The organism is Acidovorax sp., assembly GCF_016783915.1.
GTDB lineage: Bacteria > Pseudomonadota > Gammaproteobacteria > Burkholderiales > Burkholderiaceae_C > Acidovorax.
The window spans coordinates 12,453-35,582 of the sequence record NZ_JADHVT010000014.1 but is presented as its reverse complement, the minus strand read 5'-3'; the positions used below and the strand labels follow the sequence as shown (position 1 = coordinate 35,582).

The following is a 23,130-nucleotide window of genomic DNA, read 5'->3' as shown; positions in this document are numbered from 1 at the left end:
TGGCAGATTTGTATCCGATTGTGGCGCCCCTGCCAGCGGGCAGAACCCCTGCAAATCGCTCGGCGAATGCCCGCAGTTCCCAGGCCACCGGCGGCTCAATGCGCCACCACCTTGCCCCACTCGCGCTCATAGCTGTGCACCAGCGCCTGGTTGGACAACCGGTTCACATCGGCCGGCACCCGCGCCATGTCGAGCGGAAAGTCGAACAGCAGGGGCAGCGATGGTGTGCTCAAAAACCGAAGCCCTGAAGGCAAGGCGTCGGGCAGGCGCCAGGGTCTGCGGCTCGCAATGACATAGCCCCATTCGCCAAAGCTGGGCACATGGGCGTGGTACGGCGCCGTTTGCAGCCCCACCGATTCGATGGTCTGGACCACCGTCCAGAAGCTCTGGCGCGCCACCAGCGGCGAGGTGGTCTGCACCACAGCGTAGCCACTGGCGGCCACCCGCTTGTCCAGCAGCGCATAAAAGCTGTTGGTGTAGAGCTTGCCGATGGAGAAGTTGGTGGGATCGGGAAAGTCCACCACGATGACATCGAACGTGTCTGTCCCTTCCTGCAACCAGGCAAAAGCATCGGCGTTGACGATCTTCACCTTGGGGTTTTGCAAGGCATGGCCATTCAGGCGTGCGAGGGTCGGGTTGTCGGTGAAGATCCTGGTCATTGCCGGGTCCAGCTCGACCAGCGTGACGGACTCGACCGAGGCGTACTTGAGGATCTCGCGCACCGCCATGCCGTCGCCACCGCCCAGCACCGCCACCCGCTTGGGCGCACCGTGGGCGGCCATGGCCGGGTGCACCAAGGCCTCGTGGTAGCGGTATTCGTCGGACTCGGAGAACTGCAGGTTGCCGTTGAGGTACAGCCGGTGGCCATAGCGCCCCTGCGTGACCACGATGCGCTGGTAGGGCGTGGCCGTGGTGAAGATGATGCGGTCCTGGTAGAACTTGTCTTCAGCAAAACTCGTGATCTGCTCGGCCCCCGCCAGCCCGGCCAGCAACAGGCCCACCACCATCAGGCAGGCGAACAAATGGGCTTTGAGGCGCCGCAGCTCATGCCGGAACAGCCACACCGCCCACAGCGCCACGGCGGCATTCATCAGCCCGAACAGCAGCCCGGTGCGGATGAGCCCCAGGTGTGGCACCAGCAGCAGCGGAAACGCCAGCGACACCGCCAGCGCGCCCAGGTAGTCGAACGTGAGCACCTGCGAGACCAGGTCCTTGAGCACCACGTTGCGTTTGAGGATGCGCATGACCAGCGGAATCTCCAACCCCACCAGCGTGCCCACCATCAGCACCATGCCGTACAGCAGAAACCGGAACGCGCCCGGCGCATACGCATTGGCGAGGAACAGCGTGGCTGGCAGCGCGCCGCCGATCAGCGCCACCAGCAGCTCGATGCGCAGGAAGTGCGCGGGCAGCTGCCGCTCAAAGTAGCGCGACAACCACGAGCCCAGACCCATGGCGAACAGGTAGGTGCCGATGATGGTGCTGAACTGCAGCACCGAGTCGCCCAGGACATAGGACGCCAGCGCCCCCGCCGCCAGCTCGTACAAAAGGCCGCAGGCAGCCACGACGAACACGCTGATGAGCAGCGCGATATCAATGGGGCGTGGGCCGGGGGATCGGGGCAGCGCCGCGGGCGCTGGCTCGGTAGGGGACAAGGTGGGAGGCGACAAGGCGGCTGTCAGCGCACCCTGCGGGGTGCGCTGCTACGTTCATTCAGGCAATGGAGGCAAACAGGCGCGTCAATGAATGGCGGCCGCCACGATGATGCTGATGCCCAGGCACATCGCCGCCACCACCATGCCCAGGGCCTTGTTTTGCTTTTCCACAATTTCGCGCCACAGGTCGTAGGGCGTGATCTTGTCGATGATGATGAAGGCCGCCCAGAAGATGATGATGCCCATCAGGGCATACAGCAGCGTGCCGCCGATGGACAGGGGGTGAAGCCATTCGAATTTGGTCATGCTGTTCTCCGGTGAAGTTCGGGTTGTTGCGAGGTTACTTGTGGCTGCCGCCCGACGAATATCCGCCGTACGAGCCCCCAGAGCTGCGGTAGCTGGAGGACGAAGAACAGTTTTCGACCCGGGGGTCGCAGCTGGAGCAGCGGCTCAGCAAGATGAGCAGGATCAGGATCACCACAGCGATCAGGATGATGGTGCCGCAGCCCAGACCGGATTTGGCCACGAACGGGCCGGGGTCGTCGCGCTGGAGCGCATCTTTCTTGTCGTCCAGCTTGAACGCCTTGGCCACCGTGTCGCTGGACAGCTTGTCCCCCGCCGACCAGGTGATCTCGTTCGGGCTCTGCTCCATCGACAGCAGGCCCTTGCTGCTGGCGAAGTCGCGGTTGGTGGTCTTCTGACCGCGCGTGACCTGCCAGTAAAACTCGCCCAGCACATAGGTGGTCTCGGCCTCGTAGGTGTACTTGAGGTCGTACTTGGTGCCCATGTACGTGGCGGAGCGGCCCGTGGCAGCCATCTGCGGCGCGCCGGTGGTGGGGCGCACCATGCTCCAGCCTTCTTCGGAATCGACCAGGAAGGCAAAGCCGCGCTTCTGGTTGTAGAGCAGGTATTCACTCCAGCCAAAGTGTTCGTCGTCGCCGGGCTCCACGCCCATGCGGTGCTGAAAGCCCACCACCTGCCAGTGCACACCCTGCAGCTGCCCCTTGCTGCCCAGCGGTATGAGGGGCTGCACAGGTTCGTCCTGCTCGGCCGAGCGCAGCTCGCCGCCCACACCACTGTCCAGGCTGATGATGCTGGCGCACGATCCACAGGTAATGCTCTTGGAGGTGGACAGCTGCACCTGCACCGGCGCGCCGCAGTGGGGGCAGTTGAACTGACGGCCTTTTTCTTCCTTGGCCGATTCGTCCTTGAGGCCCTGCAGTTGCAGGTCTTCCAGCAGCACGGCCTTGCCGCGCTCGACGTTGGGAGGGGTGTGGCCATAGTCGATGCTGACCACCTCGCCATCGGCACTGCGCAACTCGACCATGCCAAAGGGCTGGCCTAACGGCGGCAGTTTGGGCAGCTCGCCCTGGGCCGAGATCAGCTGTGCCTGGCCGGTGTAGGCCACGCTGTAGGGCTTGCCATTGATGGCCGTGGTGGTGCCGATGCGAAAGCGCTCGGGCGCTGGCATCTCGCGGCCGGGGTCGATGGGCCGGGTGAAGACGTAGGCGCCGTTGTCCTCGCCCAGCGTGGCCAGCGTGCCGTCGTTCAGAAAGGCCGCCCATTCGGTCCACACGCCCGCGTCGCCCTTGTATTGCAGGCGGCCGATGAGGGTGAAGGGTACGTCCTTGCCGTCGAGCTGGATGCGCCCGCTGGCCATGAGCTGCAGCGGGCTGTGGTCGTCGAACAGCTCGGCCATCTTGCCCAGGCGCGTGAGCACGTCGCCACTGCGCACCACGGTGCTCTGGCAGTAGCCGCAGACGGCATGGGTGGACTGCGCGCTCTTGAACTCCACCGGCGCGCCACAGCCGGGGCAGGGCGCGCGGTAATAGCGCTGGGTGGGGTCGGTGGCCATCGTAGGGAGTGTTCTGCCCGCGCCGCATTACGCGGCTTTGAGGCCTTTTTGGCCTCTAGCGCCTATCCCTCATGCGCAAGCAGCTATTTTTATGATAGCAATCGATCCGATCGATCAGACGAGCTTCTTGAGCAGTTCGGCCTTCTTGGCGTCGAACTCTTCCTGCGTGAGGATGCCCTTGGACTTGAGTTCGCCCAGCTTCTCCAGCGTGGCCATCACGTCCTCAGGCTTGACGCCCACCGCTGCAGCGGCGGCAGGTGCAGCCTGCGCGGCAGCGCCGCCACCTTGCAGGCCTTGCTGCAGGTTCTGCGCCAGCACCTGGCCCAGCGCCACACCCGCGCCCAGGCCCATGGCATCGCCCGCAATACCACCGCCATTGCCAGCGCCTTCGGCGAACTTGGGGATGGCCTGCGCGGTCTGGTACTGCATGAACTTGGCCATGTCGTTGCCGACCATGCCCATGCCGATCTTCTGGTCGAGGATCTTTTGCAGCTCCTCGGGCAGCGAGACGTTCTGTACCGTGAGGGACTCGATCAGGATGCCCAGCTTGGCGAAGATGGGCGCGAGTTCCTTGGTCAGCGCGTCGGCAAACATGACCTGGTTGGCCGCCAGGTCCAGGAAAGGCAGGCCGCTGCCCGCAATGGCGTTGCTGATGTTCTGCAGAACCAGGCCACGCAGCTGACCTTCCAGGTCGGCCACGGGGTAGGACTCGCGCGTGCCCGAGATTTCGGTATGGAACAGCTTGGGGTCAGCGATGCGGAAGGCGTAGTTGCCGAACGCGCGCAGGCGCACGGCGCCGAAGTCCTTGTCGCGGATAGTGATGGGCTGGGGCGTGCCCCACTTCTGGTCGATCTGCTGGCGCGTGCTGAAGAAGTACACATCGCTCTTGAAGGGGGACTCGAAGAGCTTGTCCCAGTTCTTGAGGTACGTCAGCACCGGTAGCGTCTGCGTGGTGAGCTTGTAGGTGCCAGGGCCGAACACGTCGGCCACCTGGCCTTCGTTGACGAAGATCGCCATTTGCGATTCGCGCACCACCAGCGTGCCGCCGTTCTGGATTTCCATGTCGCGCATGGGGAAGCGCCAGGCCAGCGTGCCGTCCCCCTCTTCGGTCCACTGAATGATGTCAATGAACTGTTTCTTGATGAAGTCCATGAGGGCCATGTGTGCTCCCAAAGCAAAAGAGGGGGTTGAGAAGAGCGGCCATCATAGCAACGGGGGCTTTGGTGGCAGCGGCTTTTTTCAGTGGCGGAACGTGAACTAGTTCACGCGCAGAACCAGTCTGTTTGGGATAAGCGCTGTGGCGCTTCGCAAAGCGTCATTGAATAGCGGCTATCTGCGCTTTAGCGACGATCAATTGGCTTTCGCTATTGAGAATCACTACTATTCAACCATCCCTGCTGCACCGCCGCAGGCTCTGTTGAACCTAAGAAGCCAGGAGTCCGCCATGTCCCGCATCCGCCGCGTCGCCCGCCAAAATCAAACCATGCTGATGAAGACGGGAAGCTACTACCTGATCCACATCTGTGTGGCCGCGCTGGTGGCCTATGCCGTGACCGGCAACCTGTGGGCCTCACTCACGCTGAGCCTGCTGGAGCCCACGGTGCAGGCGGTGGCCTTCTTCTTCCATGAAAAGGCGTGGGACCGGGCCGGCCGGCGCGTTGCACGCCAAAGCGCCACCCCATCGCCCAGCAGCAGCCCCGCCGTTCAGGGCGCCTGAACACCACCTCCAGGAGCATCACCATGTACACCATTCCACTGCGCAGCCGCACCGCCACTGGGTTGGCCTTTCAACGTTGGCTGGTCCACCGCCTGGCAGGGCTGGCCCATACCGGTTGAGCACGCTGCACCTTGGTGCTGGCTCCAGAAACAACCATGCCCCGACCAGTGGGGCACGCGGAGTTAGGGAGCGCAAAGAAACCCTGTCCGGCAGCGTTCACAGGGTGCGAATGAATCCGGCGTGGCCGAGCGCGCGTGGCGGGCTCGTTCACACCTTCTCAGGCCTTCACATCCAGCAAGGAGCCCATCATTTCGTCCTGGGTCTTGATGGTCTGCAGATTGGCCTTGAACGCGTAGGTGGCCGACATCTGCTCCACAGCCTCCTGTTCCAGCGCCACGCCCTTGGCGTCCTGCTCGCGCTGCACGGTGGCTCGCACACCTGCGCTTTCGGCCGCTTCCTCTTGTGCAACCACCTCGCGGCGGTAACCGGGGGTGTTCATGTTGGCCACGTTGTTGGCCGACGCGTCCAGCCGCAACTGGGCGGCCTGCAGGCCTGAACTGCCGATGGAGGAAATACTGGCCATGGGCGCTGCTCCCGATGTCACACAATGTTGCAAAGAAGGTGAATTGTCCGCCCCGCCACGGCCGCTGGCAAGCAGCGGCCCCGCAATACCCCTGTCAGCGACCGGGCCGGTGCGCGTCCTCCAGGCATTGCGCAAACGCCTGGGCCGCGCGGGCGGGGGCGGGGGAGCGGCGCATCAGGCTCACAAACTGGCAGTGGTAGTGGAACAGCGAAGGGTTCACCGCCTGCATGCGGCCCTGGCGCTCGAAGGCTTCGGCGTAGTGGTCGGGCAGGAACCCCAGAAAACGGCCCGACAGGATCAGCGTGGCGATGGACTCCTGGTCAAACCCTGTGGCCGCGCGCTGCAGCCGGGCTTGGTGGCTCAGCTCCATGTTGGGCGAGTGGTAGCCCAGCCCCGCAAACTGGTAGCCGCGCACCGCGTGCCAGTCGGCCGGCGGCGCAGGCGCCCCGAACAGCGGATGGCCCTTGCCGCAATACAGCAGCATGGTCTCGCCAAACAGGTCCGCGTAGGCCAGGCTTTGCGAACTGCGGTGCGCGGGGATGATGCCCACCTGGTAGCTGCCGTCGATCACGCCGCGCTCAATGGCGTTGATGGAGCCCACATGCAGTTGCAACTGCACATCGGGCGCCTGGGCGGTAAAGGCGGCAATCGCCTCGCCAATGCGAGCCGCCGGGTTGCTGGCGGTCTTGTCGAACACCGCCACCGCCAGCTGCCCGCCCATGCGCGAGTGGATGTCGTCAATGCTGTCACGAAAGCTGCGCACCGAGGCCAGCAGCCGCAGGGTTTCTTCGTACACCCGCTGGCCCTCGGCCGTGAGGGCAAATCCTGCACGCCCCCGGCGGCACAGCGTCAGGCCCAGGCGGGCTTCCAGGTCCTTGATGTGGCGGCTGACGGTGCTGGTGCCGATGTTCAGCTCCAGCTCTGCCGCCGACATGCCACCGCACTCCACGACGCTCTTGAACACCTGCAGCAGGCGCAAGTCCATGTCGCTGAGCTGGCCCAGCACAGCGCGGTGTTTGCCCGAGGCAGCAGGTGCCGGAACGAGGGGTGGTGAAGTGGGGTCTTTTACTTGCATAAATCGTCAAGTAAACATTGATATTGGATTATTTGAGAGATTAACAGGCGGCGCAACAATGCTTCAGAACCTGTCCGAGGTCAAGCCTCAGCCCGCTGGGGCCGCCTGTCCTTTTGTCGCCGCCTTTGCACTGGAGAACCCCATGAGCTTCGTCAACATCGAAAAACCCGCCGCCGGTGCCGAAGGCCCCCGCATGGACGCCGAGTGGCTGGACGCGCACTGGATGCCCTACACAGCCAACCGCCAGTTCAAGGCCAATCCGCGCATGATCGTGGAGGGCAGCGGCGCTTACTACACCGACTCCGAAGGTCGCAAGATTTTTGATGGCCTTTCGGGCCTGTGGTGTGCGGGCCTGGGCCATGGCCGCCGCGAGATTGCCGAGGCCATCGGCAAGCAGGCCATGAAGCTCGATTACGCACCCGCCTTCCAGTTTGGCCATCCGCTGTCGTTCGAGCTGGCCAACCGCGTGAAAGAACTCACGCCTGCGGGCCTGGACTACGTGTTCTTCACAGGCTCGGGCTCCGAGTCTGCTGACACTTCGCTCAAGATGGCGCGCGCCTATTGGCGCGCCAAGGGCCAGGCCAGCAAGACGCGCCTGATCGGTCGCGAAAAGGGCTACCACGGCGTGAACTTTGGCGGCATCTCGGTAGGCGGCATCGTGGCCAACCGCAAGCTGTTTGGCCAGGGCATTGAGGCCGACCATCTGCCCCACACGCAGCCGCCCGCAGGCTCGTTCCACAAGGGCATGCCGCCCACGGGCAAGGAGCTGGCCGACCGCCTGCTGGAAGTGATTGCGCTGCACGATGCATCGAACATCGCCGCCGTGATCGTCGAGCCCTTCTCGGGCTCGGCCGGTGTGGTGATCCCGCCGGTGGGCTACCTGCAGCGCCTGCGCGAGATCTGCACCCAAAACAACATCTTGCTGATTTTTGACGAAGTGATCAGCGGTTTTGGCCGCAGCGGCGCCTGGACGGGTGCCGAAGCCTTCGGCGTGACGCCCGACATCCTGAACTTTGCCAAGCAGGTCACCAACGGCGCGCAGCCGCTGGGCGGCGTGGTGGCCACCAAGGAGATCTACGACACCTTCATGGCTGCAGGCGGCCCCGAGTACATGCTGGAGTTCCCGCACGGCTACACCTATTCGGCCCACCCCGTAGCCTGCGCTGCCGGCATTGCGGCGCTCGACATCCTGCAAAACGAAGACATGATTGGCCGCGTGAAGGCGCTGGCACCCTACTTTGAGCAGGCTGTGCACAGCCTCAAGGGTGCCAAGCATGTGGCCGACATCCGCAACTTTGGCCTGGCTGCTGGCTTCACCATTGCGGCCGTACCCGGCGAGCCTGCCAAGCGCCCGTACGAGATCGCCATGAACTGCTGGAAGAAGGGCTTTTACGTGCGCTACGGTGGCGACACCATCCAGCTGGCGCCGCCCTTCATCAGTACCCAGGCTGAAATTGACCGCCTGGTCAGCGCCCTGGGCGACGCCCTGCACGAAACTGCCTGAGGCTCACGCCCTTCCTGACCCTCCATGCGCATTGCCATCCTCACCTTCGACGCCTTCAACGACCTCGACTCGCTAGTGGCGTTCGGCATGCTCAATCGCATTGCGCTGCTGGGCGACACGGACTGGCAGGTGCGCATTGCCAGCCCTACGCCCAGCGTCACGTCCATGAACGGCCTGACCATTGACGCGCATGAGGACCTCAGCCATTTGGCTGAGGCCGATGCGGTGCTGGTGGGCAGCGGCATGAAGACGCGTGAGGTGGCCAACACCCCCGCGCTGATGGAACCGCTGCGCGTGTTGAATCCCGCACGCCAGCTGCTGGCGGCGCAGTGCTCCGGCACCTACCTGCTGGGCCGCCTGGGCCTGCTGGGCGGTACGCCCGCCTGCACCGACCTGACCAGCAAGCCCTGGGTGGTGGAGTCGGGCGTGGATGTGGTGCCGCGCGCGTTTGCAGCCCACGGCAACGTGGCCACGGCCGGCGGATGCCTGGCCTCGCAGTACCTGGTGGCGTGGCTGATCGCCAGTCTGAAGGGGCTGGACGCCGCGCGCGAGGTGCTGCACTACTTTGCCCCGGTGGGCGAGAAGCAGGAGTTCATCGACCGCGCGATGGCCCATGTTGTGCCCGTGTTGGAGCCCCAGGCCATAGAGGACTGATCACTATTAATTTGATAGCTGCTTGCGCATATTGCACTAGCGCTATTGGCACTTTTTACCTGAAATCACCATGAACCACGACAAAAACGTCACCACCACCGTCGGCCACCTCATCGACGGCCAAATCGTTGCGGACACCGAGCGCACGCAACCCGTGTTCAACCCCGCCACCGGCCAATCGACCACCAACGTGGCGCTGGCGAGCAAGGCCACCGTCGAAGCCGCCATCGCCTCCGCCGAAGCGGCCTTCCCGGCCTGGCGCAATACGCCACCTTTGAAGCGCGCGCGCGTTATGAGCAAGCTCAAGGTGCTGCTCGAAGAGAACGCCGACAAGATCGCCGCCCTGATCACAGCCGAACACGGCAAGGTGCTGGCCGATGCGCACGGCGAGCTGCAGCGCGGCATCGAGAACGTGGAATACGCCAGCTACGCCCCCGAGCTGCTCAAGGGCGAGCACAGCCGCAACGTGGGCCCCAGCATCGACTCGTGGAGTGAGTTCCAGGCGCTGGGCGTCACCGCAGGCATCACGCCCTTCAACTTCCCGGCGATGGTGCCGCTGTGGATGTGGCCCATGGCCGTGGCGTGTGGCAACACCTTTGTGCTCAAGCCCTCCGAGCGCGACCCATCCTCCACGCTGTTCATCGCCCAGCTGGCGCTGGAAGCGGGCCTGCCGCCCGGCGTGCTGAACGTCGTCAACGGCGACAAGCTGGCCGTGGACACTCTGCTGCAGGACCCGCGCGTGAAGGCCGTGAGCTTTGTGGGCTCCACGCCGATTGCCGAATACATCTACAGCGAAGGCTGCAAACACGGCAAGCGCGTGCAGGCCCTGGGTGGCGCCAAGAACCATGCGGTGCTGATGCCCGACGCCGATGTGGGCAACGCCGTGAGCGCGCTGATGGGCGCGGCCTATGGCTCGTGCGGCGAACGCTGCATGGCCATTCCGCTGCTGGTGGCGGTGGGCGACGAGGTGGGTGACGCCGTGATCGCGGGCCTCAAGACTGAAATCGCCAAGATGAAGGTCGGCCCCGGCACCGATAACAGCAACGACATGGGCCCGCTGGTGACCAAGCCACACTTCGAAAAAGTGAAGGCCTATGTGGACAGCGGTGTGGCCGAAGGCGCCACGCTGGTGGTCGATGGCCGTGGCGTGAAGGTCGCGGGCCATGAAGAAGGCTACTTCCTGGGCGCCTGCCTGTTTGACAACGTCAAGCCCGGCATGAAGATCTACCAGGAAGAAATCTTCGGCCCCGTGCTGGGCGTGGTGCGCGTGAAGACGCTGCAAGAAGCCATGCAGCTCATCAACGACCACGAATACGGCAACGGCACCTGCATCTTCACGCGCGACGGCGAGGCCGCCCGCTACTTCACCGACCACATCCAGGTGGGCATGGTGGGCGTGAACGTGCCCCTGCCCGTGCCGGTGGCGTACCACTCGTTTGGCGGCTGGAAGCGCAGCCTGTTTGGCGACCTGCACGCCTACGGCCCCGACGCCGTGCGCTTTTACACCAAGCGCAAGACCATTACCCAGCGTTGGCCGAGTGCCGGTGTGCGTGAGGGCGCGGTGTTCAGCTTCCCGAGCAGCCGCTGAGCACAGCCGCCATGGCTGCCTGAACGTATTCACTTGCTTGCCCCTGCATCGCCATACTAACGGGAATTTTTCATGCGGCGACGGAAAGCGTTGCCGCACCCAGAGACGCGGTGTGTGTTGGGCTCAGGGCGTCTTGAGCAGCGCATTGACAGCAGCGATGCTGCTGTCCCGATCCCCTCCGGCCAGAGCCTGCAGGCGCACACAGGACACCAAGTAGGTGTAGCGCGCTCGGGCCAGGTCACGAAGGGCCAGTTCCTTTTGCTGCTCCGCGTTCAGGATGTCCACCAAGGTTCTGGCCCCACCCTCAAACGAGCGGCGGCTCGACACCACGAGCTGTGTAGCAGACCGCGCAGCCTGTTCCAGCGCCCGGATGCGCAGGCGGCCTTCGCTGACGCCCCGAAATTCGGTGTGGATGCGAAGGCTGAGGTCACGGCGCGCGGCCTCCAGCAGTTCGCGGGCCTGCACCTGCTCCGCAACCGCCTGACGTACCGTGGAGCTGACATAACCGCCCGCAAACAGTGGCATGTTCAGCTGCAGGCCGATCACACGGTTGGTATAGCTGGAACTGGGGGTAGTAACGTTCTCGCTGCCACTGCGCGTCCATTGGGCCACTGCATCCAGTGTGGGAAGGTGCCCAGTGCGGGCTTTCTCGATCTCCAAACGTGCCACATCCAGCCGTGCCTTCTGTTGCCGAATCTCAGGACTGTTGTCCTCTGCCAGGGCCAGCCAGTCCTGCACGCTGCGCTGTTCAGGCGTCCAGGCTGCGAACTTGGCTTCATCCAGCGGGCTGAGCGCCGCCACCGGCTGGTTGACCAGTGTCTCCAGCTGGTGGCGCGCATAGTCAAGCTGCTGCCGTATCTCAAGCTCCTGCGCCACGGCCATGTCAAGCCGGACCTGGGCTTCGTCGATGTCGGTGCGCGTGCCACTGCCCGCCACCAGCAGTTTGCGCGCGGCGTCCAGCTGGGTAGTGGTGGTGTTCTTCTGCGCACGCGCCAGGGCAAGCTGGTCTTGCGCCAGCAACAGCTGCAGGTAGGCGTCGGTCACGCGCACACCCAGGTTCTGTAGCTCCCGGTCCAGCTGCGCGCCCACTTCAGCGCGCATCTGATGGGCCTGTTCCAGCCCTACCGACAGTGACTTGCGGTAGACAGGTTGGCGCAAGGTCAAGGTAGCGTTGTGGCTGGTGTAGTTTTCATCCACGGTCACCGACCGGCCCAGGATGTTGCGTTGCGTGTTGCTCAGGTCGTTGCGGTTGCGAGCTGCACTGAATGCCACATTGGGGTAGCGCATGGCCTTGGCCTGCTCCACACGCTCATCCCCCACATCGGCAGCCGCGCGGGCGGCTCGAATGGTAGCGTCCTGCTGCAAGGCCGCCTGGTAGGCCTGCTGGAGGTCCATGGACCAGACAGGTCCTGCGCATACCACCAAGACGGAGAGCGAGACCGCCCGCAAGGCGTTCGACGGCGTGGAAAAAAAAGCCGCCATGCTCACTCTTCCTTCAGGGAACCTGACACACGCTTGAGCAAGGGGCCCAGCAGATAGGTCAGCATGGTGCGCTCCCCGGTCTTGATGACCACCTCGGCCGGCATGCCTGGCTGCAAGTGGCGTTCGCCCAGCGTCTTCATGCCATCCGGCGTGACCTTGACCCGCGCGAGGTAATAGGTCTGGTTGCTTTGTGCATCCGTCAGCAGATCCCCAAAGACCGACGCCAGTTCTCCCTGCACGACAAGTTGCGGCGAGTGGGCGAACGCACTGAAACGCACATCGGCATGCAAGCCCGGGCGCACCTTGTCGATCAGGTGGGGAGCAATACGGGCCTCCAGCACCAAAGGCTCATTAGGAGGGACGATGCCCATCAGCTGCTGCCCCGCCTGGACCACAGCGCCCACGGTCTGCACCGCAAGGCCCACCACCTGGCCAGTAGCGGGCGCACGGATTTCCGTGCGGTCTAGATCGGCCTTCAGCGCGGTGAACTTGTCGGCATCCGACTGCACCTCCCGCGTGATGTCTGCGAGGTTCGTCTCCACCTCCTTGCGGTATTCCTGCTGCCGGGCCAGGGCCCGCTGGCGCATTTCTCTGACCGTGCGCTGCGTGCGCGCCGTGTTGCCCAGCAACTCCGTGATGGCCAGGCTGGAGTCGGCTACCATGCGTTCGAGTTCCAGTTGTCGATTACGCGGGGAGTAGCCCTCCTTGACCAGCTCGCGCGTATGGCGCAGCTCTTCTTCGAGCGATGCCTGTTGCCCACGCCGGCTGGTCAGCATGCCCGCATAGGCCTGCAGCAGAGCGTTCTGGCCCTGAATGCTTTCTTCGATGCCCTGCAGGTCCGCACGCAGTGCCGCGCGCCGCGATTGAATCAGTTGCTCCTGGTTCTTCATCTGCTGCTGAATCAGCGGGTCTGCCGCCGCAACCTGCAAATCCGAGTGGAACACAATGGTGGCAGCGCCCGACTGCTCGGCCAGCAACCGCCCCTGGACCGCACGCAAACCCAGGTACCGCTGGCGGACCGCCTCGTAGTTGGCCTTGGCCACCGCATCATCCAGAGATATCAACGGTTGCCCCGCCTGCACCACGTCACCTTCGCGCACGAAGACCTGCTTGACGATGCCTCCGCTGAGGTGCTGCACCGCTTTGCGTTTGGTGTCGATCGCAACCACGCCCTGGCTGGGCACCCCTTCGTCCAGGGGAGCAACAGCCGCCCACAGCAAAAATCCCCCAAGGCCCAGGCCCAGCACCCAAAGCCCAGTGCGTGCCGCGCGTCCGGTGTCCGATGGAGGCTGGGGAGCCGATCGGACTCCCGGCAGTGAGGAGATCGAGGGTGCTTGTTTCAAGGGTTCAGTGTGGGCCATGGGCGGGTGTTCAGAAAATGTTCGCTCGTCTCGAATGTGCGCGACGCGTTCAGGCGGGCAGCGGCTGCGGAGCAGGCAAAGAACCAGCAGCTGAAGCGGAGGGGGCTTGGCGTGCCGCCTGCAGCTGTGCCAAGACTTCATCGCGCGGGCCCTTCAGCTGTACCTGACCGTCCTGCAGAACGAGCACCTGATCTGCAAGCGCAAGCACCCCCGCCCGATGCGTCACCATCACAATGGTCTTGCCGCGCTCCTTGAGCTGGCGCATGGCCCCGAGCAAGGCCGCTTCGCCCACATCGTCCAGGTGGGCGTTGGGCTCATCCAGTACCAAGAGCGCTGGATCACCATACAGGGCGCGAGCTAGTCCGATGCGTTGGCGTTGTCCCCCCGAAAGCAAGCGCCCAGCCTCTCCAATCGGCGTGTCATAGCCTTTGGGAAATCTAAGCACCATCTCATGTAGGCCTGCGCATTGGGCCGCTGCAATGACCTTGGCAGAATCCACCGCAGCAAAACGTGCGATGTTGTCAGCAATCGTCCCACCGAACAGGACCGTATCCTGTGGCAGGTAGCCTACCTGAGGGCCCAAGGTCTCGTGGCTCCAGGCGGTAAGGGGCTGACCATCAAACAACAACTCGCCCTGCGATACGGGCCAGACGCCCACCAGCACGCGCGCCAGCGTGGATTTTCCGGAACCCGAGGGGCCCAGCACCACTGTCAGCGAACCCGGCGGAGCATGCAGGTCCACCTGCTGAAGAATCGGAGTCACCCGCCCCGGCGCAGTGGCGTGCACATTGCGCAGCTGAACATCCCCTTGCAGACGCGGGGCTGCGGAGACCTTGGGCAACGGTGGATGCTCTTGCAGCAGTTGCTCCAGCCGAAAGAAGGCCGCGCGGGCCCCCAAAAAGCCGCGCCATGCACTCACAACCTGGTCAATCGGAGCCAAGGCGCGGGTCATCAGCACGTTGGCAGCAATCATGGCTCCGGCCGATAGTTGGCCATCGATCACCAGCAAAGCACCCACCGCCAGCGACAGGGCCTGCTGCGCATAACGTACAGACTTGCTCCAGGCCGTGATGCGGTGCGTCAGGCCCTGGGCTGCCGCGTGCAGCTCGGCATAGCGCGCCTGCAACAATGCCCATCGGTGGTGCAACTGCTGCAACATGCCCATGGCCTCAACCGCCTCGGCATTGCGCAGCTTGCCATTCAGGTAGGCATGCGACCGGCCCTGCGCCTTGGCCAGGGATTCGGAAGGCACCACCGTGCGCTGGTGCCCCAGCCATGCCAAGGCGGCCTGGATCAGAGCAAAGGCCACGGCCACCGCGCCCAGCAGGGGGTGCAGCAAGAACAGCACCCCAATGTAGATAGGTGCCCATGGCAGATCGAAAAAGGCAAAAATGCTGGGGCCCGTGAGGAATTGGCGTACCTCCGTCAGATCCGTGAACAACTGGCCAGGGTTACCCCCTCCTTCACGGACACTGCGCGAGAAACCTGCCGAGAAGACACGCTCCCCCAGCAACCGGTCCAGGCGCACCCCGGCGCGCACGAGCAGCTGGGACCGCGCCCATTCGGCAAACGCCATGGCGGCAAACAGGAACAGGACAAGCAGCGAGACCACCAACAAGGTGAGCTCGTTGCGGCTGACCAGCACGCGGTCGTAGATCTGCAGCATGTACAGCGTGGGTGTCAGCATGAGCAGGTTGGCCACCATGCTGAATATTGCGATCACAACCCATTCACGCTGGAGGCTCCGCAGGGCCTGGGTGATTTCGCTGCGCGAGAAAAATCCGCTGATGGACATGGTGTCAGTTGAGTTGGAAGAGGGTGATCAGGCGGCACGCGGCGCGACGGCGGCCGCCGGAGTACCCGCAGAAGCATTTCGCAATGCCGCCAGCACATCATCTCGGGGGCCAAAGGCCTGCTGCCCCCCACCCTGCATGATGAGTAATTTATCCGCCACCGCCAGCACGCTGGGCAGATGGGTCATCACCACAAAAGTGGTGCCACGGGCCTTGAACTCCTGCAAGGCCCGGCCCAATGCAACATTGCCCACCTCGTCCAGGCTAGCGTTGGGCTCGTCCAGCACGACAAAAACCGGATTGCCATAGAGGGCACGTGCCAGCGCGATTCGCTGGCGCTGCCCGCCGGAGAGCATCACGCCGGCCGCCCCCACAGGGGTGGCATAACCTTGTGGGAGCGAAGTGATCCAGGTGTGCACACCCACCGCCTGTGCGGCATCCACCATGGCCTTTTCGTCCATCTCGCCAAAGCGAACGATGTTGTCGCCCAGCGTGCCCTCCAACAGTTCGACGTCCTGCGGCACATAGCCAACGTATGGCCCCAACTCCGCCTTGTTCCACACACTGACATCCACTCCATCCAGCCGGACACTGCCCGCCACAGGAGGCCACAGCCCCATCAGCATGCGTGCCAGGGTGGTCTTGCCCGCTGCAGACGCACCCAGAACCACCAGCACTTCCCCCGGTTGCAACGAGAAGGCCACACCTTTCACAAACGGCGGCGCCCCTGCAGAGGCTCCTGCGACCAGACTCTCAACCGTCACACGCCCCCTCGGCTTGGGCAAAGGCATCCCTTGCACAGAGGCAGGCAACCTCTCCAGAAGCTGCCCAAGCCGCCCCCAAGCGGCCTGCACCTGTACCACCGCTCGCCACTGGGACACCATTTGCACCAGAGGCGCCAGCACACGGCCGCCCAGCACTGATCCGACGATCAGCATTCCCGGCCCACCAGGCAACTGGTCATGCATCAAAAGCCAAGCCCCCAGGCCCAGAAGCGCCGACGACAAAGTCGTCTGCAGCATCTTGCCCAGCGCCTGCAACACCCCTGCGCGGTCCGACGCCAGCGACTGCAGTCCCAGACTCTCCTCGTGCTGCGCCAACCAGCGGCGGCGCATGTCTTTCTCCATGCCCATGGCCGCAATCACGTCGCTGTGGCGCAAGGTGCCATCCACATAGGCCCGCGCGCCAATGTCCGATTGATTGGCCCGCAGCAAGGCTGGACTGGTGCTGCGCTCGTTCAGCCACGAAAGTCCGACCTGCAGCGCAGCACCGGCGAGGGACACCCACCCCAGCAACGGATGGATCACAAACAGAAGCACCAGCATCACCAAGGCCACCGGCATTTCCATCGCAGCCCCAAGTGCAGGTCCGTGAAAAAAGTCACGCACCGATCGCAAATCCATCACGGGCTGGGCCCCCGCTGCGCCCCCCTGCCTCAGATGCGCAGCATGAATGGCTGTGAACACACGGGGGGCCAGCGCACGGTCCAGGGCCGCACCCGCCTCACGCAGGGTTTCCGAACGTGCCCACTCCAGCACCTCCATCACACCGATGGCCAACAGCACGGCCAGCGTCAGCATGGCGAGAGTCATGGCGTTGCGGCTGTTCACCACGCGGTCGTAAACCTCGAACATGTATAACGTGGGCGCCAGAACCAAAAGTCCTGCCAGCACACTCAGGCCGAGGGCCCACCAGAGACAGGGCGCGAGCTTTGCCAAAGCCTGCTTCAGTTCGTGTGGCGTTACAGATACGGACATGCGGAGAGGGTCGGGTGAATGTGAAGTCTGTGCACACAACGCAAGAGCCTGGCACTGCCGATGCAGGGCCAGGCTCCGGGTAGACGGTAAATGCTGTTCTACTTCGCCAAGAAGAGAGCAGCCCCGCGGGACTCGTCTGCGCTCGCCACCACCACCGTCAGCCCATTCTTGGCCGCATTGAGCGTACCCACACCGCCAAATGCAGTCTTGCTGCCGTCCGCGCAGCTTTCGTTGAAACTTACGCTATACGCAGCTGTGCTGGCTATCGCCGCCACACTACCAACGTAGGTGCACCCCGTTGTCGAGCTTCCGGTCAGGCCGCCTGTCGCCGCCAGACTCCATTGCACGGTCTGGGCATTACCACCCAATGTGGCACTCCAGCTGCCCTGCACTTCCGCCTGAACTGCAGGGGTAGCCAGTGCGTCGCTCTGGGTCAGCGTCCCCGTAGTGTTCAGACCCGTGAATGCAATCGTCTTGGGGCTGGCCGTCAGGGCCGCATTGACCTGGCCGGTCACCGCTTGGCCTATGGCATTGCCTTGCCCCAGAGCGTAAGTTTTCCCGTTGGCGCTGCTGTCGCTTCGCACCACCAGCTTGACCAGTCGACTGGCATCCTGCGCCAGCAGCCAGGCGTTGGCGGCTCCATTGACGTCGGGTACAACCACCGCTGTCATGGCCGGTGCCACACCTGCGGCAGTCACCCAGCGCCCTTTGAGCTGGGCGGGGTCAATGGTAGGGCCTGAGCCTCCACCACCGCCTCCACAGGCCGCCAGCAGCCCCCCCACGACCAGCGTGAGCGCTGTCGCAGCGAGTTTGCCCGCTATTGCAGTGGGCATTGGCGTTTGAGTCTGTTTTTTCGTTGTCATGAATAGTTCCAGTGTCATGTTGTCAACTCTGCAAGGATAGGGCTTAGCCGGCACGCGGGTGCCGCTCAGAACCAGAACCCGTGAGGCATATCCGGCGCCAGCCCCATGATCGACAGCGCCATGTGCCCCGGCGCTCCGGGGTCGGTGATGATCCCGTCCACCTTGCCATCCGCATCAAACTGCCCGCCATCTTCGATGTGGAAGTCCAGCCGCAAACGTCCGCCCTCCATCACCATCTTGCCTCCATAAGGCTCGCTGGCGATGTTCACCCATTGGCCGCTGGCATTTTCTTTCCAGTATCCGTTCACGCCCAGCGCCGGGTCCACGTACAGGCTGAAATTCTCTCCTGTTTTGCCTTGCCCCAGCTCTACCGTGAAGCTCACCAGTCCGATGGGCATTTGCATGCCCGCAGGCAGGTCTGGCGGTGCGTCCTTTTGCGTCAGGCTGGTGATGCGTGCGTTGTCGTTACCGCTGCCCACTTTACCGTTCTGACTGCTGGCAACCAGGGTCGTAAAAGTCGGTGGTGCATTGCCCGGGTTGCTCTGCCCTGTGGGGCTAAGCACGAAACCGATCGAGGCCACTCCCGCTTGTTCGCTGTCCTTGATGCCGTCTCCGTTACCGTCTCCCGCCACGATAGCTCCATTGGGGCCCGGGATGCCTGGGGCCTGGTCTTCCACGGTGTTGGGCACCCCGTCGTTGTCGGGCACCCCAGGGGTCGGGGTGGGCGTTGGCGTGGGAGGTACCGGGGTTGGGTCAGGGTCTGCAGCGGTGAGGTTGGTTACGGGCCGGGCTGCGAAGCTGGCGGCGTCATTGCCTGCTGCGTCCTGGACGGCATTGGCGTCGTTGCCTGCCGTGGGGTCCGTATAGGCCACGGTGACGGTCTGGCCGGCTCCCACAACGAATGCAAGGGTCAGGGTGACGGTCTTGGCGGCTGCGTTCACGGCCACACCGGTGACGGCATTGGCAGAGCCTCCCGCCGTCACCGCAAAGGCGCCAATGGGCGCGGTGTTCACGGCGTCCAGTGTGGTCGCTTCGGTGTAGCTCAGGACCAGCTGGTTGGCGGTAACGGTGGCTGTGTTCACCACGCGGGGGTGGTGTCCAGTGTGTTGTTGGTGACCGGGGTCACACCCAAGCTGGCGGCGTCGTTGCCCTGGATGTCCTGGATTGCGTTGGCATCGTTGCCTGCCGTGGGGTCTGTGTAGGCCACAGTGACTACTTCGGCAAACCCTACCGGCGTCGTCAAGGTCAAAGTCACAGTTTTGGCGGAGCCGTTCACGGCCACGCCAGTCACTGTGTTAGCGACACCCCCGGAAACCACTGCGAAGGTTGTTGTGCCTGCTACGTTGATGGCATCCAGGCTGCTGGTGTCGGCGTAGGTCAGCACGAGACTGGCACCATTGACGCTTGCCGAGACCCATACAGGGGCATCTTGGTCATTGCCAGAGACCGTGATCGGATTGCCAAACAGGTCGGCGATCACCACGGCCGTGGCCGCACCTGTGTTCCAGTCCTCCAGCATGCCTATGTTGTAGGTGGTGGCGTCGGTGGAGCTGGTGCCGTCCTTGTTCAGCCGCAGCGCCAACTGGGCCTTGTCAGTGACGCTCATGGTCATGGTGAAGCTGGTGTTGGACGTGATGTCCACATTGGGCGTGTTGGTCAACGTGTAGTTGAACGCCCCCTGGCCCAGAAAGCGAATGCGGTTGGCCGTGATGTCATTGTTCGCCCCGGTCAGCGAGAGGAAGTTATTGCCCGTGACCACCAGCACGCCCGTGGCTACGTTGTAGGTGGCTGACGTGACGGTGGGTGCCACCACATTACTCACCGTAATGCCATTGCCCGTCAGGTCAGCCAGAACCACGGCAGGGTCCGCCCCAGCAGCCCAGTCCTCTGCGGCAATGAGGTTGTAGGTGTTGACGCTGGTGGAACTGGTGCCGTTCTTGTTCAGGATCAGGTTGGCACCCAATCGGTCTACAGCGCTTAGGTTCATCGTGAAGCTGGTGCTGCTCGTGATCTCCACGTTGCTGGTGGTGGTTAACGTGTAGCTGCTCCCCCCTTCGCCCTGCAGGCTCAACTTGTTGGCCACGATGTCATTGTTGGCACCCGTGACGCTGGTCAATCCGGTACCGGTGACCGTTAGCACGCCCGTGTTGGCGTTGTAGGTGGAGCTGGTGATGGTCGGCGGGGGAACGCTGCTCACCGTGATGGGGGATACGGCGTCAGCGATGTTGCCGCCGGTGACCAGACTGTTCCAATCGTCTGCCGCTGCCAAGTTATAGGTGGCGCCGCTTGTGGAAGTGGTGCCGTTCTTGTTGAAAAGCGCCTCCACGGCCGCCTGGTCGGCACCGGCCAGGGTCACGGCAAAGCTGGTAGCAGAGGTGACTTCCACGTTGCCGGTGGTAGACAGGGTGCGCGTGGAGCCGCCCTCACCGGTGATGGTCAGGGCGGAGACCGTGACGTCGTTCGTCGCCCCCAGGGTCTTGACCAGGCCCGTGCCGGTGACCGTGAGGATGTGGGTGGCGACGTCGTAGGTGGCCGACGTGATGGTGGGGGCCGAGACATTCGACACAGTCACGGCATTGCCGGTCAGGTCGGCACCCGATGTGGTGGTCGCGTTCCAGCTGGCGGCAGCGGCCAGGTTGAAGGCGGTGGTATCCACCGCGCTAGTGCCGTTGTTATTCAGGAAGCCGTTGACAGCGAGCTTGTCTGCGGCATTGAGCGTAACTGAGAAGGCCGTGGAACTGCCAGCCGTGACATTGGCCGTGGTCAGCGTGTAGGATCCCCCGCCCTGGCCGACGACCGAGAGCTTGCTCACATCAATGGTATCGCCACCCGCGATGTTGACGACCGATACCGAGAGGATGCCAGTAGCGGCATCGTAAGTGGACAAGAGGATGCTGGGCGCGGCGTTGGAGACCGTGATGCCGTTGCCTGTCAGATCCTGGATGTTGCCGCCGGTGATGACGCTGTTCCAATCGTCGGCGGCAGCGATGTTGTACGTGGTGGTGCTGACAGCAGAAGTGCCGTTCTTGTTCAAAAGGGTATCAACCGCAGCAATATCGGCGCCAGCCAGGGTAAAGGTGAAGCTGGTGGCCGAGGTGACTTCCACATTGCCCGTGGTGGACAGCACGCGTGTTGCACCGCCTTCGCCGGTGATCGTCAATGCGGAGATCGTGATGTCATTCGTTGCACCGATGGTCTTGACCAAGTTGGTGCCGGTGACGGTGAAGACGTGGGTGCTGCCGTCGTAAGTCGCTGAGGTAATCGTTGGTGCAGTGACGTTCGATACTGTTACGCCGTTACCGGTAAGGTCGGCGGCAGCTGAAGCGGTCACATCCCAGTTGGCGGCCGCTGCCAGGTTGAAGGTGGTAGTGTCCACCGCGCTGGTGCCGTTCTTGTTCAGAATGCCGTTAATGGCCAGCTGGTCGGCTGCGTTCAGAGTGACGCTGAAGGCCGTGCCGCTACCGGCGGTGACGTTGGCTGTGGTCAGGGTGTAGGAGCCAGCCTGGCCTGTGAGAGTGAGCTTGGATACATCTATCGTCCCACCGTTGGTGATGTTGGTGCCCGTGACCGACAGCACTCCCGTCGAAGCATCGTATGTGGCGCTGGCAACAGACGCCGGAGCCACGTAAGGCGTCACGGTTCCACGAATGCCATTTGTGCCAGTGCCTGCAGTGCCCGGGATGTTGCCCGTTCCGCTTGCTCCGCCACCGCTGCCTCCTGCACCGATATTGCCTGTAGACACCGAATTGGATGAAGTGGTGTCCATGATGAGCGTGCCCGTGGACCAGATGCCACCTACCCCAACGCCACCAGCTCCCCCATTGCCCGATGATGCGTAATTCGCCGCGCCGCCGCCGCCGCCTGCACCGATATTGTTTGTGATCGAGCTGCCAGTGATCGTGAGCGTCCCGGTGTTGTAGATCGCCCCTGCGGCTCCACCTCCTGCGCCCCCGAGACCGTTCCCCCCGGCGCCGCCGCCGCCACCGCCAATAGAGATGGATCCATTGTTCGCAGTGCCGCCGTTGCCGCCAACAGAATAACCACTCAGACCACCATAGCTGCCTCCTGAACCGCCGCCGCTCGAACCACCCGCGCCGCCCCCGCTTGGCCGACCACCGCCATGTCCTCCGCTCCCACCGACGCCTGCACCTGGGCTTGAAGACGGCCCCGTGCCGTAAGCGCTGTCGCCTCCGGTTCCACCTAATCCAGAGCCAAAGCCACCACCTCCACCGCCACCGCCGTTTATCAGGCCCGAGCTCCCCCCCGAACCGCCACCACCAGAAGCCTTGTTCACCGTGATGGTGCTGTTCGAAATCGTCAAGACACCGCTGTTCTGAATTCCACCGCCCAGGCCGGCAGAACCAGGCGACCCGACGGTGCGGTCACTGCTACCACCTGCACCGGCGGCCAAACCATTGGTGATGGTGAGGTTGTCAATTGAGACCGCGCTGCCAGCCCCACTGGTGGCAACGTTGAGAACTCGCGCGAGATTTCCGCCGCTGAGGGTAAAACCGCCACCAACGATAGACATGTTGTGCCCATCCGTCACATTGACAGAGACAGCATCTGCCGCACCGGCAAACGTGATGTTGCCGGTCAGTGTGATGACATCATCCTGGCCATCTATGCTGCCCGTGGCGATGGCAGCCTTGAGCTGCGCCACCGTGTTGACACTGGCCGTGTGCAGACTGAAGTCATAACCCTCCAGCACCTGCGCATCCAACGCAGCGGGCGCCTCGATCTGCCCCGTGGTGACCTCCAGATCCCAATCTCCACCACGCACCGCACCCGCTGTGCTGTCGTTGGAGGCGGCCACATCCGCCCCCGTCAATTGCGCCAACGCCTTCAGGAACTGGGCTCCCGCCTCGCCCGCCCCCACGTCGCAGCCATACAGCAGCAGGTCGCCGTCAGCGCCCAGTGCTGCGCCAATCGCCTTGAGCTGCGCCTGGTATTGCTCCAGGTTGTCACTGAATAGCGGGCCGTTGCCCAGCAGCAGCACCCCCTCGTCTCCGTGCGATACCACGCTGATGGACGCCAGACCATGCAGCCCGTCCAGTGCCTTGGCCATCTGCGCCACGCCGCTTTCGTTAGGGTCCAGGATGACTACCTTCACTCCCGGCCTGGCGGCGGCCATGATGGCCTGCAAGTCCGGCACTCGGCTGTCAATGAAAAGCACCTCTTGCACCGGAGATGAGGGGGCTGCAGATGTGTGGTCAGTGGTCATGATTTTTTGTAAAAAAATG

At 63.6% G+C, this 23,130-nt stretch carries 17 protein-coding genes; 4 read left to right on the top strand and 13 right to left on the bottom strand.

All coding sequences use genetic code 11. The features are described from left to right. Nucleotides 1-95: 95 nt before the first annotated feature. From ISS20_RS05120 to ISS20_RS05105, 4 genes are all read right to left on the bottom strand, one after another. Complete coding sequence (locus tag ISS20_RS05120) at nucleotides 96-1,655, bottom strand: polyamine aminopropyltransferase (RefSeq protein WP_291434343.1); 1,560 nt, start codon at nucleotides 1,653-1,655, stop codon at nucleotides 96-98. An 84-nt stretch (nucleotides 1,656-1,739) separates the two neighbouring features. Next, complete coding sequence (locus ISS20_RS05115) at nucleotides 1,740-1,961, bottom strand: DUF350 domain-containing protein (RefSeq protein WP_044396181.1); 222 nt, start codon at nucleotides 1,959-1,961, stop codon at nucleotides 1,740-1,742. Between the two features lie 34 nt (nucleotides 1,962-1,995). Continuing rightward, nucleotides 1,996-3,510 (bottom strand): DUF4178 domain-containing protein, encoded by a 1,515-nt coding sequence (locus tag ISS20_RS05110; RefSeq protein WP_291434339.1) that lies wholly within the window; start codon nucleotides 3,508-3,510, stop codon nucleotides 1,996-1,998. Between the two features lie 114 nt (nucleotides 3,511-3,624). After that, nucleotides 3,625-4,671, bottom strand: coding sequence for an SPFH domain-containing protein (locus tag ISS20_RS05105; RefSeq protein WP_291434337.1), 1,047 nt, complete (start codon nucleotides 4,669-4,671; stop codon nucleotides 3,625-3,627). A 283-nt stretch (nucleotides 4,672-4,954) separates the two neighbouring features. On the opposite strand from ISS20_RS05105, the gene ISS20_RS05100 reads away from it, so the two are divergent. Beyond that, nucleotides 4,955-5,227 (top strand): DUF2061 domain-containing protein, encoded by a 273-nt coding sequence (locus ISS20_RS05100; RefSeq protein WP_291434335.1) that lies wholly within the window; start codon nucleotides 4,955-4,957, stop codon nucleotides 5,225-5,227. Nucleotides 5,228-5,504: 277 nt separating this feature from the next. Here the strand turns inward: ISS20_RS05100 and ISS20_RS05095 are convergent, their stop codons facing one another. Continuing rightward, on the bottom strand, nucleotides 5,505-5,810 hold the full coding sequence (locus tag ISS20_RS05095) for a flagellar basal body protein (RefSeq protein ID WP_209816765.1): 306 nt from the start codon (nucleotides 5,808-5,810) through the stop codon (nucleotides 5,505-5,507). A 94-nt stretch (nucleotides 5,811-5,904) separates the two neighbouring features. Then, nucleotides 5,905-6,795 (bottom strand): LysR family transcriptional regulator, encoded by an 891-nt coding sequence (locus ISS20_RS05090; RefSeq protein WP_291434382.1) that lies wholly within the window; start codon nucleotides 6,793-6,795, stop codon nucleotides 5,905-5,907. 232 nt (nucleotides 6,796-7,027) lie between these two features. On the opposite strand from ISS20_RS05090, the gene ISS20_RS05085 reads away from it, so the two are divergent. The 3 genes from ISS20_RS05085 (at nucleotide 7,028) to ISS20_RS05075 (ending at nucleotide 10,631) form a co-directional block, all read left to right on the top strand. Beyond that, on the top strand, nucleotides 7,028-8,389 hold the full coding sequence (locus tag ISS20_RS05085) for an aspartate aminotransferase family protein (RefSeq protein ID WP_291434330.1): 1,362 nt from the start codon (nucleotides 7,028-7,030) through the stop codon (nucleotides 8,387-8,389). Nucleotides 8,390-8,413: 24 nt separating this feature from the next. Continuing rightward, on the top strand, nucleotides 8,414-9,043 hold the full coding sequence (locus ISS20_RS05080) for a DJ-1/PfpI family protein (RefSeq protein ID WP_291434328.1): 630 nt from the start codon (nucleotides 8,414-8,416) through the stop codon (nucleotides 9,041-9,043). A gap of 70 nt (nucleotides 9,044-9,113) precedes the next feature. Continuing rightward, a complete protein-coding gene (locus tag ISS20_RS05075) occupies nucleotides 9,114-10,631 on the top strand; it encodes a CoA-acylating methylmalonate-semialdehyde dehydrogenase (protein ID WP_291434326.1) in 1,518 nt (505 codons plus the stop codon). Between the two features lie 123 nt (nucleotides 10,632-10,754). On the opposite strand, the gene ISS20_RS05070 is transcribed toward ISS20_RS05075, so the two are convergent. From ISS20_RS05070 to ISS20_RS05040, 7 genes are all read right to left on the bottom strand, one after another. Continuing rightward, nucleotides 10,755-12,113, bottom strand: a complete 1,359-nt coding sequence (locus ISS20_RS05070) for a TolC family outer membrane protein (RefSeq protein WP_291434324.1) — start codon at nucleotides 12,111-12,113, stop codon at nucleotides 10,755-10,757. A gap of 2 nt (nucleotides 12,114-12,115) precedes the next feature. After that, entirely contained in the window at nucleotides 12,116-13,474 is a 1,359-nt protein-coding gene (locus ISS20_RS05065; RefSeq protein ID WP_291434322.1) for an HlyD family type I secretion periplasmic adaptor subunit, read from the bottom strand. A 49-nt stretch (nucleotides 13,475-13,523) separates the two neighbouring features. Continuing rightward, entirely contained in the window at nucleotides 13,524-15,269 is a 1,746-nt protein-coding gene (locus tag ISS20_RS05060) for a type I secretion system permease/ATPase (RefSeq protein ID WP_291434321.1), read from the bottom strand. Between the two features lie 27 nt (nucleotides 15,270-15,296). Beyond that, a complete protein-coding gene (locus ISS20_RS05055; RefSeq protein WP_291434320.1) occupies nucleotides 15,297-17,024 on the bottom strand; it encodes a type I secretion system permease/ATPase in 1,728 nt (575 codons plus the stop codon). 98 nt (nucleotides 17,025-17,122) lie between these two features. Beyond that, nucleotides 17,123-17,887 (bottom strand): hypothetical protein, encoded by a 765-nt coding sequence (locus tag ISS20_RS05050; RefSeq protein WP_291434318.1) that lies wholly within the window; start codon nucleotides 17,885-17,887, stop codon nucleotides 17,123-17,125. 65 nt (nucleotides 17,888-17,952) lie between these two features. Further along, a complete protein-coding gene (locus ISS20_RS05045; RefSeq protein ID WP_291434316.1) occupies nucleotides 17,953-18,972 on the bottom strand; it encodes a SwmB domain-containing protein in 1,020 nt (339 codons plus the stop codon). Continuing rightward, a complete protein-coding gene (locus tag ISS20_RS05040; protein WP_291434314.1) occupies nucleotides 18,966-23,111 on the bottom strand; it encodes a DUF4347 domain-containing protein in 4,146 nt (1,381 codons plus the stop codon). The genes ISS20_RS05045 and ISS20_RS05040 overlap by 7 nt, the downstream gene beginning before the upstream one ends. Nucleotides 23,112-23,130 lie beyond the last annotated feature (19 nt).